Source organism: Oscillospiraceae bacterium, assembly GCA_031265355.1.
In the GTDB taxonomy this organism is placed as follows: domain Bacteria; phylum Bacillota; class Clostridia; order Oscillospirales; family UBA929; genus JAIRTA01.
This window is the reverse complement of record JAISCT010000060.1, coordinates 103,755-120,388: the sequence shown is the minus strand read 5'-3', so window position 1 is coordinate 120,388 and position 16,634 is coordinate 103,755. Positions and strand designations below refer to the sequence as shown.

At 56.5% G+C, this 16,634-nt stretch carries 14 protein-coding genes and 1 pseudogene; 6 read left to right on the top strand and 9 right to left on the bottom strand.

The window, feature by feature from the left end:
• Positions 1-329: 329 nt before the first annotated feature.
• Entirely contained in the window at positions 330-599 is a 270-nt protein-coding gene (locus LBK75_09440) for a hypothetical protein (protein MDR1158504.1), read from the bottom strand.
• A 168-nt stretch (positions 600-767) separates the two neighbouring features.
• Here LBK75_09440 and LBK75_09435 point away from each other — a divergent pair, with 168 nt between their 5' ends.
• The 3 genes from LBK75_09435 to LBK75_09425 all read left to right on the top strand — a co-directional run bounded on the left by LBK75_09435 (position 768) and on the right by LBK75_09425 (position 2,106).
• Entirely contained in the window at positions 768-1,088 is a 321-nt protein-coding gene (locus LBK75_09435; protein ID MDR1158503.1) for a transposase, read from the top strand.
• A 267-nt stretch (positions 1,089-1,355) separates the two neighbouring features.
• Positions 1,356-1,676 carry a hypothetical protein gene (locus LBK75_09430; GenBank protein MDR1158502.1) on the top strand — a complete coding sequence of 107 codons (321 nt, stop codon included), beginning with the start codon at positions 1,356-1,358 and terminating at the stop codon, positions 1,674-1,676.
• A 112-nt stretch (positions 1,677-1,788) separates the two neighbouring features.
• Entirely contained in the window at positions 1,789-2,106 is a 318-nt protein-coding gene (locus tag LBK75_09425; protein MDR1158501.1) for a hypothetical protein, read from the top strand.
• A 60-nt stretch (positions 2,107-2,166) separates the two neighbouring features.
• Here LBK75_09425 and LBK75_09420 read toward each other — a convergent pair.
• A pseudogene (locus tag LBK75_09420) lies at positions 2,167-2,283 on the bottom strand (IS110 family transposase).
• An 83-nt stretch (positions 2,284-2,366) separates the two neighbouring features.
• Between LBK75_09420 and LBK75_09415 the strand changes: the two are divergent.
• Together LBK75_09415 and LBK75_09410 are read left to right on the top strand one after the other, a co-directional pair.
• Positions 2,367-3,062, top strand: coding sequence for a LytTR family DNA-binding domain-containing protein (locus LBK75_09415; protein ID MDR1158500.1), 696 nt, complete (start codon positions 2,367-2,369; stop codon positions 3,060-3,062).
• Positions 3,063-3,111: 49 nt separating this feature from the next.
• Entirely contained in the window at positions 3,112-4,458 is a 1,347-nt protein-coding gene (locus LBK75_09410) for a GHKL domain-containing protein (GenBank protein MDR1158499.1), read from the top strand.
• A gap of 398 nt (positions 4,459-4,856) precedes the next feature.
• Here the strand turns inward: LBK75_09410 and LBK75_09405 are convergent, their stop codons facing one another.
• From LBK75_09405 to LBK75_09375, 7 genes are all read right to left on the bottom strand, one after another.
• Positions 4,857-5,105 carry a hypothetical protein gene (locus LBK75_09405; protein ID MDR1158498.1) on the bottom strand — a complete coding sequence of 83 codons (249 nt, stop codon included), beginning with the start codon at positions 5,103-5,105 and terminating at the stop codon, positions 4,857-4,859.
• Positions 5,106-5,134: 29 nt separating this feature from the next.
• Entirely contained in the window at positions 5,135-6,001 is an 867-nt protein-coding gene (locus tag LBK75_09400) for a DUF4367 domain-containing protein (GenBank protein MDR1158497.1), read from the bottom strand.
• Between the two features lie 484 nt (positions 6,002-6,485).
• Complete coding sequence (locus tag LBK75_09395; GenBank protein MDR1158496.1) at positions 6,486-7,031, bottom strand: PadR family transcriptional regulator; 546 nt, start codon at positions 7,029-7,031, stop codon at positions 6,486-6,488.
• 18 nt (positions 7,032-7,049) lie between these two features.
• Positions 7,050-7,808: a 4Fe-4S binding protein gene (locus LBK75_09390; GenBank protein MDR1158495.1), complete on the bottom strand. Its 759-nt coding sequence runs from the start codon at positions 7,806-7,808 to the stop codon at positions 7,050-7,052.
• Positions 7,805-8,032 (bottom strand): GFA family protein, encoded by a 228-nt coding sequence (locus tag LBK75_09385; protein ID MDR1158494.1) that lies wholly within the window; start codon positions 8,030-8,032, stop codon positions 7,805-7,807. Before LBK75_09385 ends, LBK75_09390 begins: the two co-directional genes overlap by 4 nt.
• Positions 8,033-8,200: 168 nt before the next feature.
• Positions 8,201-9,637, bottom strand: coding sequence for an NCS2 family permease (locus LBK75_09380; GenBank protein MDR1158493.1), 1,437 nt, complete (start codon positions 9,635-9,637; stop codon positions 8,201-8,203).
• Between the two features lie 50 nt (positions 9,638-9,687).
• The gene (locus tag LBK75_09375; GenBank protein ID MDR1158492.1) at positions 9,688-11,022 is read right to left on the bottom strand and encodes a xanthine permease; all 1,335 of its coding nucleotides are present in this window, start codon (positions 11,020-11,022) and stop codon (positions 9,688-9,690) included.
• A gap of 316 nt (positions 11,023-11,338) precedes the next feature.
• On the opposite strand from LBK75_09375, the gene LBK75_09370 reads away from it, so the two are divergent.
• Positions 11,339-16,561 carry a glycoside hydrolase family 127 protein gene (locus LBK75_09370; GenBank protein ID MDR1158491.1) on the top strand — a complete coding sequence of 1,741 codons (5,223 nt, stop codon included), beginning with the start codon at positions 11,339-11,341 and terminating at the stop codon, positions 16,559-16,561.
• Positions 16,562-16,634 lie beyond the last annotated feature (73 nt).

The following is a 16,634-nucleotide window of genomic DNA, read 5'->3' as shown; positions in this document are numbered from 1 at the left end:
AGTTTATTGGGGATCGACCTCATAAAGCGCTATACACTGAGCGGCGCGTTCAATTTCTATGAAAACAGTCAGCACATGGAGTCTCTCGCACCCTATCTTGTCTATACTGTTGTCGTTTTCGTGATCGGGTTGATGTGTGCAATCTTTACGGTTCGGGATGTCAAACGCTAATTGTAGCCGCCGAAGCTAAGTGCCCGTCAACAGCCGGAGCAAGTTGCCCACGAATAGTCGAAAGCAGTGCCCACTAAGTGAGGGGGCCAAGGAGAAACTGCAGAGAGGAGCCCACCCGCGTACACGCGGGTGGGCAATGGTAGCCAGAGAAAGATAGTTTAGAGATGGCTGTGCTTCTCATAAACGAACCGATTTTTTAGCCTCAGGTAGTAGATTCTGGCCTCGTCTCTGGTCTGCTGGTCATAGGCCTGGATAATTTTGGAATATGCGTCATGGAGTTCGCACTTCCACTTTTTCATTTTCAGCGCACAGAGGACATCGTCGTAATTGTAGCGGATGACAGGCGGATGCTTGGAAATATCCCAGTGCCCCAGCAGTTCAATCATCGTGTCCACGAACTTCAGAGGGATCATCACATTCTGACTCATCATGTTCACCTCAACACAGTTCGCAATCGACGACCAGTTTGACCATTCTGTCGTCAATGATGGACTTGCGATTTTGTATAATGTCCCCATAGGGAACGACAGAAAATTTGAAAACGGAGTGTGGACCTGATAGACTAAAAGAGACAAGAGGAAGGCAGGTGCACACAGATGGGACGGAAGCGGAAGTTCACAAGCGAATACAAAGTAAAGGTAGTGCTTGAGGTGCTGCGGGAGGCACGGACACTGGGAGAGATCGCAGCAGAGCATGAAATCAACCCGAACCAACTGGCGACATGGAAGAGGGAGTTTTTGGCAAAGGCGCCGGGTGTGTTTGAGGGACCGAGTGCCGAGAAAGCTCGGCAGAAGGCCGAACAGGCGGCAATGGCGGAGAAGGACAGGTTGCTCAAGACAGTAGGCCAGTTGACAATGGAACGCGACTTTTTGCTGGCAGTACGAGCCAAAACCGAAGCGAACAGGAGGTTCCTTTGACCAGGATGAATCATATGGTCTGACGATGAAGCGCCGGTGCGAGCTGCTGGGCGTAGGGCGCTGGACAGCCTACAGAAGGAGCGCACACCGGATCCAGAAGCGCTGGAGCGCGCAGAACAGATCAAGAAGCGGCTTGATTACTGGCACACGCAAATGCCCTGTGCCGGGGTACGAAAGCTACGACGGTTGTTGCGCGAGCAGGATGGTCTTATCGCCGGGCGCAAACTGATTCGCCCGAAACTTGACGGTACTTCTGGGACTTATTAGTTGAAAATATGGGAAAACAGCTCAAATGTGACTCAAGCGAATGCGTTTAAGGATTCGGTACACACACTGGCAGTCTTAGAAACTTCGTTCGCATCAAAAACAACAACTGCAGGTGTTTCTGCGCTCTTCGCTGGAATATTGTCGGGAATGGCAGTCGCATCGGCAGGCATCTTGTCAGCTGCTGCAATTGCAGCTCTTATTTCTACAGCATCACTGACAGGTACAGCTGCGACCGCGGGAAGAGAAGTCGCTAATCAAAACAACAATTGTATGATGGCAATTGACGATTGCTACTACGCTACTGATAATATGCATTTTTAAAAAAATAATGTGCTGTACGAAGCGGTAGCCAAGATTCCATCTAATTACCAACACATCAGTAGTACATACTGATGTGTTGGTATATCTTTGCTTTTGAAAGGAGGGAGGAAATATGATTAATTATATTACATTGATGTGGTTTGTAGAGACAATGGTGCGATTGGTTTGCACAGTTGCTACACTATTTGTTGCTGGATACTATGGTGCATTCACACTTGTCGCTACTGTCCGGCTCAGGCGCATTGCAGCAGAAAATCCGGCGTTACTGTGTAACAATTCATTAAAAAAAAGCAAGCGTCTTAACAGGATTGTTTGCGACCGCAATGCTTACGCTTGCGGTATTGTATATGTGTGGTGTATCGAGTCATGTGATCTCAAACATATCGATTGGCGTATTCGCCTTAACAAGTTTGGTATCAATACTTGTTAAACATCCTTTTCTGACCAAGAAGGACTTGGAATCTTTGAAATCAAGTAATTGACTTTTCTGCGGGATAAAGCTCCCGCCGAGTAGATCGTGCTTGAAGATGTTGGATATCCACTTGGCGTCCCGCTTGTCGGTTTTCTTGCCCTTGATGGCCTTGACGCACTTGGGATGGGAAAGAACGAAGCGGTAGGTCGGTTCAAGGATGTAATTGACACGAAAATGTATATAATACCCATGCCACAAAAGCGAAGGGAGCGAGCTGCATGCGTGTTGCCATTTGTGACGACGAAGCACGGTGTGTCGAAGATCTACGTGGCCTTCTCACCGATTACGCAAAACGACAGGACGATTTGCCTTTGAAAATAAAGACATATCTGTCCGGGGAGGAGTTCTGCCGTCACCTTGCAATGGGAAGATTTGACATCGTATTTTTGGACGTCTCCATGCCCGAGATGGACGGCTTTGAAGTGGCGCAGCGGATTCGGACTTTGGATTTGGACGTGTTGGTGGTGTTTATTACATACTTGGAGGAATATATGGCACAGTCTTTTTCCGTTACGGCGTCGGATTACTTGGTAAAACCCGTGTCGCAAGTGAATTTTGACACAACGTTGGCGCGGCTGCAAGTGTTGCTTGCCCACAGGCAAACGTCCGTCTACACCATTCATCTCAAAGGCGGCGGAGACAAAACCATCCCGCTGTCCAACATTTTCTACTTGGCAAGCGACGGACATTATATACGCGCGGTCACCCTAGAGGGAGAATTTTACTACATTGGCAAGTTGTCCGACGAAGAAGAAAAGCTGACACGGGAGCGGTTTGTCCGTACGCACCAGTCGTACTTGATCAACATGGCGCATATCTTCATCACCTTTGACGACCACGTCTCTTTGAAAGACGGGACTGAGATTCCCGTGAGCCGAAAATATTTGGACCGTGTCCGCGAGTGTATGGGTTAGGTGCCAAAAGTGCGTCTGGCGAAGGCCGAGCCGAAAGGAGTAGGTCGCCATGGAAGCTTGGATGTGGATCGTCATAGAAATATGTACCGCCGCAATCGAATCTGTGATGTCGTTTGTTTTTGTCTCCGCTTTTTTGCAGCGAAAAGCAAAACGGCCCAATGTCGTGGTGGTTCTCACACTGGGCGGCGTTACGGCGGTCAAATTTTTGGTCAGTTATTATTTGAATGACAGCATTGCCTTCATCGCGCTGACGACAATCTTCACGCTGGTTGTCGTCGCTTTCGTCTGCTTCGGCATCAAAACACGTTGGTTTTTGCTGGCCCCGCCGCTGTATCTTCTTTTGGCAAGCTTCGCCGAATTTTTGGCGGCGCTCCTTGTGACAGTGCCGCAGTCCGAGTCTTTTGCCACACTCATGGAGTTTACACCGCACCGGTTTCAAGCGCTCATCGTCTCAAATTTTCTTCGGTTGTTCTTCATCAAAATTTTTGAGCGCTTCCGAATCGGAAAACTTGAAAAACCGGAGACGAAGCTGTGGCTGCCGCTGTGCTGTTTGCCGCTGTTTTCCATACTCGTCGTCATGCAGATTGCGCTGGAATCCGTCTCAAACGACGGCCCGAGAACCGTGCTGTCCATTGCCAGCATCATCGTGTTTTTCTTTCTGAACATCATCATCTTTGCCCTGGTGGAAGCGCTGATACGGCGCGCTGAGAAGGACAAACTGCTCGCCGCGCTGGAGAAGCAGAATGCTGTACAGCGAGAACACATCACGCTGCTCACGGAGAACCGCGCGCAGATTCGCCGGCTGATGCATGATTTTAAATTGCATGTCCAAAGCTTTCTCTCCCTGTGCGAGGCGGGCCAATATGAGGAACTGGCGGAAAATATCCGAAAAGTGGCGCGGATGCAAAACAAGGCATCCCCCGTCGTCTCGACTGGCAACCCCGCCTTTGACGCCCTTGTCTCCGCCAAAAGGGAGGAGGCGGAAAGAAACAGGATCGCCTGCAATTGGCGCATCCAAGTTCCCGAAAAGCTGGAGGTTTTGTCGCTTGACACATGTGTCTTGATCGGGAACGCCCTGGACAACGCAATCGAAGCCTGTCTGCGGGTGGATATGAACCGTTTTATAGACATGGAACTGGAGACGAACCGGACGCGGCTGCTGTGGATCCTTCGGAATACCCTGGGCCGAAAGCCAAAAGAGGATGGCGAGTTTTTGCAAACAAGCAAGACCGACGCCGCCCGGCACGGCATCGGCCTGAGGAGCATGAAACAATGCTGCGATTCTTTGGGCGGCGTGATGAAATGGGAGTTTAATGAAACCGTGTTTACCGTGTTGGTATCCCTGCCGTTGGCGGGGAAGAAACCGGGTGACAATGTGTCGCGGGGACGTATATAAAGCAAAGCCCCGCAGAGCCATTGGCATTCAAGGCTCTGCGGGGGTTTTGGTTTCCCATTGCGAGTCGCGCTGAGAGGCGCCGCGCTTCTCACCGCGCTGTTCGCCATCGCAATGCCCTCACCTGGGAGCGCGGGCGTCCCGCCCGCAAGGGGCCGGCAGGATGCCGGCGCTCCCAGGGTGCTCTTAGGCGCATCGTGTAAGTATGACAAAAAGTGCTGGAAACATACGGTTTCCAGCACTTTTTGCTGCGCATTTGCCGCTACTTGATGACCGCCAAAATGCTGAAGTTCAGTAAAACGTGTCAGGGGGACGTATAAGGTGACACGTTTTACGTGTCACCTTATACGTCCCCCTGACATACGGTTGGTCATCGTGAGTCTGGTCTTGCGAAGACCATGCTATGCGGTCACGGTGTTGGTCGTGTAGTTGTACGAACTTGAGCCGCTGCCGATCTTTGCGTACATCGTCACCACAGCGCGGTATTGCTGACCTGAGGTGCCGTCATAAGTTACGCTGTTTGAATAGAAGAGACAATCTTCATCGATTAAATCAGGATAACTGCTGCGGCTAAACGTTTTGATACCCGTCCATACAGAGCCGTCCTTGCGCTGTATGACGATTTGTGTAGCGCCGACTTCATCCGCCATTCCCGTAGCGTATACGATATGAACCCTCCTTAATACATTGAGTCGATGATTGACTTCATTTCCTTGACGGAAATATTTCCTTGAATATCGCAGTCGCATACGCCGTCAAACCATGTCACTACTGTAACATCAAAATTGTTAAAAATGTAGTGGATAATACCGTCGCGTTCATACTCCAATGGAGTACCTGTGCTCTTTTCGTGAGTTCGTGTCAACTCTGTAAGTGGTTGATCGTAGAGGGCAAACGTCAGCGTTATCGCTTCTTTGCCGCGCTTATACTGTGCCGCTAAAATTTTGCAGCTCTGTGCATCGGCAACTTGCAGATTATCGAACACAAATCCGCTCGGCATCCAACCGGGAGCGTTCGGCTGTGTAATACCCAATTCGTCAAGGGCTGTCTGAAGGAGAGTACTGCCTCCGTTTACACGGCTGCCCTGCGGAGGTCCTACCGATCCGGGCGTGTCTACTGTTGACACCACGACCGTTTTATGGAACAGATCGTCCGTGAAGGGTACCACCGCGCTCAAAATGTTGACCTGAAACGCGTAGGCGACAAGCGTGTTCACAAGCAGCAGCGCCGTGACCAGCACAGCGACCGCCGCGAATCGTCTGCCGATTCTGTGCCATGAAAGGCGGCGCCCAAACCGCGTCCGGCTGGCTTGCGAGCCGGCGTCGCCGTTGGAAGTTTTGCCTTCGCGCGGACGCACAACATCTTCGAGGCGGAAGGGCAGCTGATCCCCGTAGCGGTCCAGTAGTCTCGTCCAGAATGCGCTCCGCTCTGCTTCGCGCAGCTCGGCGGGTTTGTTCTCTTTGCGTCTGATGATCGCCAGAATTTCAAGAATTTTGTCGGTGTTAGAAGGGTCGTCCAGTGGCAGCAGCGTGTCGTCGGCCAACATGGCCCCAAGTTCCTCAATCGTTTTTTCTCAAGTTCAGCGGTAGCAAACTGACGATTCACCGAAAAAACCTCCCCTCTATACTGTATATCCTTTTTCAGAGCCGAATTGTTGCATCAAATTGAAAAAATTTTCAGGCGCCCGCATTTTTTAAAAATTGAGATAAACGTCTTGGACAATGTCCTGCGCCGCTACAGCGGGGCTGTATTCCGTAAAACTTTCCACCGTCCCATGTTTCGTCACGGCAATCCCCACACGCATACGATACAATAGCAAGGTCTTTCACTCCACGCGGTGCCCATGCATCTTCGGCAGATGCGGCGTCGAAGTTGTCTCTCTACTCATATATCCCATTTTGGAGCCAAAATATTGCAGTCCCCACGAAAAAATTTTATTTTCCGACAATTGGGAACCGTGTTCGACATATACGAACACGGTTCCCGCGATGTAAAAGTGCCCGTCCCCCTGACACGTCCCAAGTTGCCCATCACCATATCCCCGCTAACGTCTGCTTCGCTTCCTCGCACCATTCAAGGTAAGCCGAATATATTTTCACGCCAAATCTCGCTGTAAGCAGATAATATATGTGTGCTTTATCACTACTGTCCGCCACTTCAAGGTTCTTTACCGCCGACAGTAGATAGGGGAAATCCGCTCTAATCCTCGCTTCAAAATTCTCAACGTGCCTAATTGACGTTTTGGGGTTTGCGACATCTGCGAAAAACAATTTGAGCAAGGTTTCATACCGCAGTTCATCTTTTTTTACCGATAATTCCAACCAGTTTTTCAAGTGCTGACGGCCTTGCTCTGTTATTCTATAAGTAATCTTGTTGCGGTCATTTTCCGCAGTATCTATTTTTTCTGCCAGACCATCTGCGACGAGTTCTTTCAATGTAGGATAGATACTGCCGAAGCTCGCTCGCCAGAAATATTTTAAGGCGGTGTCAATTCTTTTCTTGATGTCATACCCAGTTAAATCCTCATGGCTCAACAAACCCAAAATAACACAATCCAGTTTCTTTTCATTTGCCATTGTTTTCTCTCCTTGCCGTTACTTTTGCTTCCCCCGCATAGAATATGTTAAGGCTTTTCTTAAACAACTATCAACACAAACGCCGCAGTTAATGCACTCCATATTAAGATCACCGCGCTGTGCCACATCCGAAATATCAATGCACATGGGGCATACTTCTTTACAATGATGACAGGAAACGCACTTGTCATTGTCTATTGCAATATGTAGCCCTGGCATATGGAACAGTTGCCGCAACTTTGTCCCAACCACCATAAAGAGAGCCATCCAACAAAAGTAATGACAAAAAGCCCTTGTCCCGCCGATTAGGGACGGGAGTAAAATCAGTAATATGATTCCGTAATAGATTATGTATCCGTAAATATCAGTCACGGATATGCCATGTTCTGTTTGATAGAAAAAGTCAATTTTCAATATCTGCCCTTTGTGGACGTAGCAGAAAACAACCACCGCAATCCAGACAATCCATATCCCGTATTTGATGTAATTTTTCCGCCCCTGTTTAGGCGGTTTATCATTCACAATGCAAGCGCAATCCTGCAACCAACCTGCCGGACATAAGTAAGAGCAAAACAGCCGCCCAAAGAAAACACCGCTAATCAGCATACAAACGAAAACAATAAAGCTCCCGCTGACAACCCCGTCTAATCCCGCGTTGATAATCAGCGCGGGAGAAAAATAGTAAAGGGTAATTGGAAAAAGGAACATGGACAAAAGAAGCAATAACTTGCGTATTTTTTGTCGGATTGAATTGACCTCGCTTCGGCTTTTTTTCACGTTGTAATCTTCCTCCCATAATGACCACATTTACTCGACCTGAATTTCCTCTTGCCGCCGCAGACCGAGCAAAAGCCGCGCTCAATTTCATCGTCATGGTAGATGGTGATTTTACCCTCGCCGCGCACAAATTCAACATTTTCTTTTGGCCCTGGGTCAACGGACATAACCGGCCCCGCGTTCATCCGGCGGCAATCGTCGCAATGACATGCGTAGACAAAAATACTGAATAAATGGTTTTGCTAAATAAGCAAACATATCAGGATGATATAGTTATTATATATCATCCTGATATGTTTGTCAATAGGGACGCATGTCAGGGGGACGTATAAGTTGACACATAAAACGTGTCAACTTATACGTCCCCCTGACATGTGACACGCTGACACGTTCTACTTGATGACCGCCAAAATGATGAAGTTCAGTAGGAAGAGGGCGGTGGCCACCCACAGGATGGGGTGCACATCTTTGGCCCGGCCCCGGAGGAGTTTGACGATGCAGTAGAAGATGAAACCGGCGGCGATGCCGTAGGAGATGCTGTAGCACAGCGCCATGAAGATGGCGGCGAAGAAGGCGGGGATGGCCTCGTCCATGTCGGTCCACTTGACGTCGGTCAAACTCGCCAGCATCATGACGCCCACGATGATGAGGGCGGGGGCGGTGGCCTGGGCGGGGACGACGCCCACGATGGGGGCCAGGGGGATGCTGAGCAGGAACATGGCCGCCGTGACCGCCGAGGTCAGACCGGTGCGCCCGCCGGCGCCGATGCCCGCCGCGCTCTCCACATAGGTGGTGGTGTTGGAAGTGCCGAACAGCGCGCCCACCGAGGTGGCGACCGAGTCGGCGAACAGGGCCTTATCCATCTTGGACTTAAAGCCCGAGGAGTTCTCCAGGGCCCGCATGTCGGCGTCGCTGAAGATGCCGCTGCGCCGGCCGGTGCCGATAAAGGTGCCGATGGTGTCAAAGGTGTCCGAGAGACTGAAGGCGAAGATCGTCATGAGCACCAAGGGGATCCGTGAGGCGTCGCCAAACAGCGCCCCCATCCCCTGCGCCCCAAAAGCCGCGCCAAAGGTGACGCCCAGCTCGGAGAAAGACTGGGTGATGCCGGTGCTGACACCAATGCCGCTCAGGTCAACCACGCCGAAGGGGATGCCCACGACGGTGGAGGCGATGATGCTGAGGAAGATGGCGCCGGGTACCTTGAGGGAGACCAGGACCACCATGATGACCAGAGCGAGGACGGCGAAGATGACAGGGGCGGTATTGAAGTCCACCAAGGCGGGGACGATGCCGCTGTTTGCCACGATCGTGGTGGTGGCGGCATTGCCGTCGCCCAGGGCCAGGTAGGTGCCCGGGTCGGCGGTGAAGCTCAGGAGCCCGGCGTTCTTGACGCCGATGTAGGCGATGAAGATGCCGATGCCGCCGCCGATGGCGTTTTGCAGACTGGTGGGGATGGCCTTGATGATGAGCTTGCGCACCCTGGTGATGGTGATGAGGATGTTGATGATGCCACACAGGAGGACCATGGCCAGAGCCTCCTGCCAGGCAAAGCCCAGGGCGAAACAGACGGTGTAGGTAAAGAAGGCGTTGAGACCCATGCCGGGGGCCTGGGCGTAGGGGACGTTGGCGAACAGGCCCATGACCAAGGTGCCGGCCGCCGAGGCGAAGATGGTGGCCAGGAAGACCGCACCGTAAGGGATGCCCGTCTGGGACAACATGGCTGGGTTGACGAACAGGATGTAAGCCATGGCGAAGAAGGTGGTGAGACCGGCCAGGATCTCGGTGGAAACCTTGGCGCCGTTTTCTTTCAGCCTGAACAATTTTTCCATAGCGGGTGACCTCCTTGTATTTCCCCAAAGAATGGTGTATCGCTGTCAAATCATGAGGCCTCTTTGCGGCCAATGGACAGCAGCAGGTTGAGCACGATGCCCACGACGGCGGCAGTGGCGATGGCAGGCAGTTCCAGACCCAGGAAGGGGATGTTGCCGCTGCCCGAAAAACCGTAGTGGCCGCCCAGGCCGACGATCATCATCACCGCGATGACGGCCAGGTTGCGGGCGTCGAACAGGTCGACCCCTTTGTTGACCATGATGGCGACGCCTTGGGCGGCGATGACGCCAAACAGGAAGATACACGCCCCGTTGACGACCGCACCGGGGATGGTGTTGATGAGGTTGGACAGCGGCCCCACAAAGGAGAGCACCATGGAGAGAATGGACGCCGCACCCAGCATCTTCACCGAGAAGTTCTTGGTGATGGCCATGGTGGAGATGTTCTCGCCGTAGTTGGTGCCGCCCGGGCCGCCAAACAGCGAGGCCACGATGTCGCCAATGCCGTCGCCAACGAGGTTGAGGCCCAGTTTGTCGGCGATTTTGTACCCGCCCGACCCCTTTTTCTTGGCCAGATCGTTCACATAGATGTCCAGCTGGAAGAGGTGAGCCGTGGACTCCGGAATGGTGGCGATGGCAATGGGCATGATGGCCAGCAGGGCGGTCAGATTGGGCGTGGGCAGGGTGAAGTGGGGGGCCACCAGCACGCCGTCGGCCAGGATGCGGGAGAAATCCACCAGACCCAAAGGCACGCTGACCAGGTAACCCGTGAGGATGCCCAGCAAAATGGGCAGCTGGCCCCATACGCCCTTGAGATAAACCGAGAAGAGTACGGTGGCGACGAGAGTGACCAAGGCGGCGACCCAGGCCTTGCCGCTGGTCCCGTCGTCTGCATAAGCCGCGGCCTGGTTCATGGCCGTGCCCGCCAGAGAGATGCCGATGATCATGGCGATGGAGCCGGTGACCGTGGGCGGCAGCACCTTTTCGATCTTCTCCATGCCAAAGCGGCTGACGATGAGGCCGGCCAGAATGGAGATGAGGCCCGAGCAGATGATGCCGAACTGGGCTTCGCTGATGGCGGCGTCGGTGGCGATGCCATCGATGATGCGGTCGCTACCGATGACGCTCAAGACGGCGGCGATGTAGGCAAAGCTGGAACCGAAATACAGCGGGATCTTCCCCCGGGTGACCAGCAAGAAGCACAACGTGGCGAGACCGCTGGCGAAAATGGTGGTGGAGACGTGAAAGCCGGTCAGCAGCGCCACGGTGACCGTGGCGGGGAACATGACCAACACCTGCTGGAAGGCGAAGACCAGCAGCTTGCCCGGCGTGGGCGTCTCATCGGGCAGATACCCCAGTCTTCTCTGATCCAATTCTGTTTGCACACACATACCTCCTAAACATTTTGTAAAATAGGCCAGGAAAAAATCTGCGTGGCGCCGGGCGCGAGGTTGTTAGAGGTACCCATTCGCAATACCTTGTCCATTATATCGGTTTTGGCGGCGGTATACAATGGAACAAATATATTTTTGTTATCGAAACGCCTGAAATCAAGAATATGACCATAAATGCTCAAAAAAACGTACAGACAGTGGAGAAAGCGTCTCGTATAATGTAGATGTCGAAAGGCGTCAAAAAGTCAAAAGACAGAAAGCGAGGCGAGAACCTGTGAAAGCGTTGAGGAGAGTGGGGAAGAGGTCGGTGGCCTGGGTACTGACGGTTTTGGTGATCTTGGCCGTGCCGTCTATGCCGGCCGCCGCCGCGCGCGCCGGCAACGCCAACTACTACAGCAACCAAGGGGCGCTCGTAGCCGACGCGTTTGCGGCGCTGCCGCTGTCGGCCGTCCGTGCCAGCGGGTGGTTGGAGAACCAGCTTCTGCTGCAAAAAAACGGCCTGAGCGGCCACATGCACCTGTTTAACGAGTACAACGCGGCCACCAGCCGTTGGCTGAGAGCGCCCTCCGGCGAGGCTTGGGAACGCGGCCCCTATTATATGCGCGGCCTGGTGGCGCTGGCGTTTGCGCTGGACGACGAGACGTTGAAAGTCGAAGCAAAACAGTGGATTGAGGCGATTTTGGGCAGCCAGCGCGCAAACGGCGCCTTCGGCCCGACAAATCTGGGCGACTGGTGGCCGAACATGCCGGTCTTGATGGCGCTGCGGGACTATTACGGCTACACGGAATACATCGGCGCGCCGGATGCGCGCATACTGCCGTTTATGGAGGCGTATTTCCGCTATCAGCTGGAAAATTTGCCCACATATAGACTCACAAACTGGGCGGACGCGCGCGGCGGCGACAACATCGACAGCGTCTACTGGCTGTACAACCGCCTGTACGACGCGGCGAGCCCGGAGGACACGGAGTGGCTGCTGCGCCTCGGCGAACTGTTGATAGGCCAGACGAACAACTGGACGGACATCTACAACACGTCGACGGCGCGTTACCACGTGGTCAACACGAGCCAGGGACTCAAGACGCCCGCCGTGTACTACCAGTATAATGGAGACGCCGCATGGCGGGACGCCGCCGCGAATGGTATCTTCCACTGGGGCATCGACCACGGGCGCATAGACGGACTGCCGAATGCGGACGAAGGCGCGCGGGACAACCGCGCCACCCGCGGTTCGGAGACCTGCGGCGTCGTGGAGAACCTGCTCTCGATGGAGATCACCGAGAGGATCCTAGGCGACGCGTGGATCGGCGATTACATCGAAAGGATGGCGTACAACGCGCTGCCCGCTACGACGACGCCCGACGGGACGGGGCACGTCTATTTTATCCAACAAAACCAGGTGCTGGCCACACTGGGCAACCACGAGTTTGACAACGACCACGGCGACAGCGCCACGTTTGGCGCACCGGCTGGATACGACTGTTGTTTCTCGAACTACCACATGGGGTGGGCGAAGTTTGTGCAGTCGATGTGGATGGCGACGTACAACGGCGGCCTGGCTGTCACGGCCTATGGTCCGAACCAGGTGACGGCCAAGGTGGCCGACGGCAAGACGGCCCGGTTTAGCCAGGAGACGGACTATCCGTTCAAAGACGCCGTGAAGCTCACCTACGGCGGTGACGAGGCGGCGTTTGAACTGAGACTGCGCATCCCCGCGTGGGCGGTCAATCCGGTCGTCAAGGTCAATGGCGCGGTCTGCGAGGGCGTCGTATCCGGCGCGTACTATACGGTGAACCGGGTGTGGACATACGGCGACGTGGTGGATCTGGTCTTCCCCAGCGAGATCAAAGCCTCCACCTGGTACAACAACTCCGTCGGCGTCGAAAAGGGCGCGCTGGTATACGGCCTCAAGATCGACGAGGAGTGGCGCCGCCTGGACGGCACGGAAGGCAACGACCTGCGCGAGCTGAAGGTGCCCCACAAGGAGGACTACCCGACGCGCGAGGTGTACGCGGCCAGCCGCTGGAACTACGGCCTGGTGATCGACTACGACAACCCGGCCGCAGGCATCACTGTCGAGGAGGCGGCGCAGATCCCGCTGCAACCCTTCAGCGCGGAGACCCCGCCCGTGACGCTGAAGGCCACGGGGCAGATCATCCCGGAGTGGACGTTGGACGGCAACCTGGCCGGCCCGCAGCCGTTTATCACGCCCTACGACGAGACTCTGACGGAGCCGGTCGAGTTGATCCCATACGGGTCCGGGCGGCTCAGGATCTCCCAATTCCCGCGCATCGGCGCGCCGTCGGAGACAGTCGTGCGGCGCGACGGATACACGGTCCGGCAAAGCGGCGCGGTGTACACCGAGTTTGACAACGTGGTGGTGCCGGCGGCGGACGATTACCGCCTCGTCGTCCGCGGGACCGGTACGGGCCGGGTGCTGGTGAACAGCCGGTACAGCGAGGCGCTCGACCTGTCTGACGGCGCGGTCACCGTATCAGGCCTAAAGACAAAGACAAGCGGCAGCTTTCAGTTTCGTCATGAGCAGCTGAACAATCTGCGCTTCACCGACGGGCTCACGGTGTCTTCCATCGAGGTCGTCCTCATCGGCAGGACCATCGGCGACATCGCCGTCAGCAGCGTGAGCCGGACGACGGCGGGAATTCGGCTGGCGACCAACCTCAGTGCCCAGGAGACACCGTACCGTGTGGTGTATGGAACGCAGTCCGGCGTCTACACGACGGAGGTGTCCAGCTTTGCCGGCGGCGCCGCGCAGCTAACGGGGCTGGACCCGGTAGCGACATACTATGTGCGGGTCCGGGCGGTTGTGAACGGTGCCGAGAGAGAGAGTCAAGAATATGTGCTGGCGCCGGTGTCGGCCGACGGCGCGCTGACGCCCGATCCGAACGCGCCGGAGGCGGTGTACGGCGGATTCGGCGCGCCGGACGATGTGCGGCGCGACTGGACCTGGCTCAGCCCGGGCGGCACCGTGTCTCTTCCGGAGGGCGATCCGGCGCGCATCCGATTCGAGCGGAGCACGAACCACAAAGCCTATTTGAACGCGGCCGGCGCCGCCCAGTGGACCGATTACGTCGCGGAGATCCGCCTGTCGATGGACGACATCGAGCGCAACAACGGCGGGCTGATGCTCCGGGTGACGAACCCTCGGGACGGCGCGGACGGATACGAGGGGTACTTCGTCGGCATTGGCCGGTTTGGAACGGCCCCGGCCGGCACCAGCCATGTGGTGATCGGATATGCGGACGGCGGCTGGCATGATCTGAAACAGGTGGCGCAGCCCATCGTGCCCGGACAGATCTATACGCTGAAGGTGGTCGCCCGCGGAGAAAAATTCGCCGTCTATCTGGACGGCGCGTTTGTCACGACGTTTGAGGACAGTCGCTTTGCAAGCGGTACGGTCGGTCTGCGTTCTTATGATGAGGCGTTTACGGTCTACGGCGTCACGGTCCGCCCCGTCACACAGGAGGACCTGCACGTATTTGAGACGCCGGACGAGGGTCCGGAGCCGGACGCCGACGCGCCCGACGCGCGGTATGCGGGCTTTGCATCCGCGGCGGCGTACCGGTCCGAGTGGCAGGCGTACGGCAGCACCCAGGCGATCGTGCCCGTGGAGGAAGATGGGCGGACGCGGCTGGCGTTTGGGCGGGACAGCGACATCAAAACGGTGCTCGTCAACGCCCCGCAGGCGGAGGCCGACCCGCTGACGTGGACGGACTATGCGGCCGAGGCGGCGCTGTCCGTCACGCTGGCGGACAACAACAACGCCGGTCTGATGATCCGCGCCACCGGCAACGGGGCCGGCCCGGACAACTATCGCGGGTACTTCGCCGGGATCGGACGGGTCGGCGAGGTGAATGGGACCGGCGTGATCATCGGCTATGCGGACGGCGGCTGGCACACGCTCAAGGAGATCCCGTGGCACATTGAGGCCGGGCGGACGTACATCCTGAAGGTGGTGGCCTACGGCGGGACGATCGCGGCGTTTGTGGACGGTGTGTGGGCCGGCGCCGTCTGGGACGCGCGATACGGCGCCGGAACGATCGGCCTGCGCTCCTACAACGAGGCGTTTACGGTCTACGGCGTCGACGTCAGGCCTGTGACGAAGGAGGATCTTGCCTGGCTCGCCGCCCCCGCTAAGCCCGCCTTCTTCGACGATTTCTCCGAGCCTGCGGCGTCGGAGGCCCGGTGGACGGCGTACGGCAGCACGGCGCTTGTCACGGTGGGCGGCGGCGTCCTCCAGTTGGGCAGCAGCAGCAACATCAAGGCCGTTGCCGGGCAGGCGGACTGGTCCGACTGCGTCTGTGAGGCCGACGTCCGCCTGGTGGACGACAACAACGGCAACAACGCGGGCCTTATGGTCCGCGTGACGGGTGAGGCGTCCGGCGCGGACGCCTACAGGGGTTATTACTTCGGCATCCGACGCGACGGGGTCGTCGTCGGCAAAGCCAACAACAACTGGACATCCCTGGCGGAACCGGCCCACGACGCGGTAAAGCCCATCGGCCAGGCCAACCACCTGAAGGTCGTCGCGAACGGCGGCGAGCTCCATTACTTCGTCAACGGCGTGCTGGTGTACAGCGTCAGCGACGCACAGTTTACGGCGGGCAAGATCGGCCTGCGGGGGTACAATCGGAAATTCACGGCGGACAATGTGACGGTCCGCGCCATCTCCCGGCAAGATCTGGCCGAGATTGCCGCGCAGCCGGTCAAGGAGATCGCCGTGACGGCGGCGTCCGCCGGCACGATCATACAGGTGAAGTTCCCGAAAGTCGCGGGCGCCACCGCGTACAAAGTGGCCTACGGCACACAGTCGGGGATATACACCGGAGAGATCGCGGACGTTATGACAAACAGCTTTGGAGACGGGGTGATCACGGCCGGCAAGACCGCCTTTGTCGTGCCGGCGCCCGGCGTCTACCATCTGCGATTCTATGCGCTAAACAACATGCGACTCGCAGCCGTGTCGCAAGAGGTGACCGTGACCACGGGGTACCGTGAGACGACGGAACGGGTCGCCGGCCAGTTGGCGGCGACGCTGGCCGAGGCGCGGGCGTGGGACACGTCGGCGTTCACCGGGGCCAGTGCCGCACGGTGGGCGCGCGCGGTCGCATACGCCGATGCCGTGAGCCAGAATCCCCAAGCGAACCAGATGACGCTCGGCCTGGCCCGTCAGCTGCTGCTCTGCGCGGCCAAATCCGACTCCGACGAGGTGGCGTACACCGCCTTTAAGGCCTCCGTCGAGGTGAGTGAGGACAGCGCCGGCGCGGCCGTAGCCGACTTCACCGTGGTCAACACATCCGGCGGCGACAGAGCGGTGCAGTGTCTGCTGGCCGTCTACGACGCGCAGGGCCGGCTGACTGATCTCCTGCATGACGAGGCGGTTGTCGGCGCGGCTGGGGTGTATCACAACACGCTGACAGCCGGCCGGCCGGCCGGCGGATCGGCCAGGGCGTATCTCTGGGAACGGGGCACCCACGTGCCGCTGTGCGACGCCGGGCAGCGCCCGGCATGACCGGTTGGCTCTCTCTGGGGGCGGCAGAGCGCCGCCCCCAGAGAGAGCCAGTTGTGACTTTATACAAAGTCGC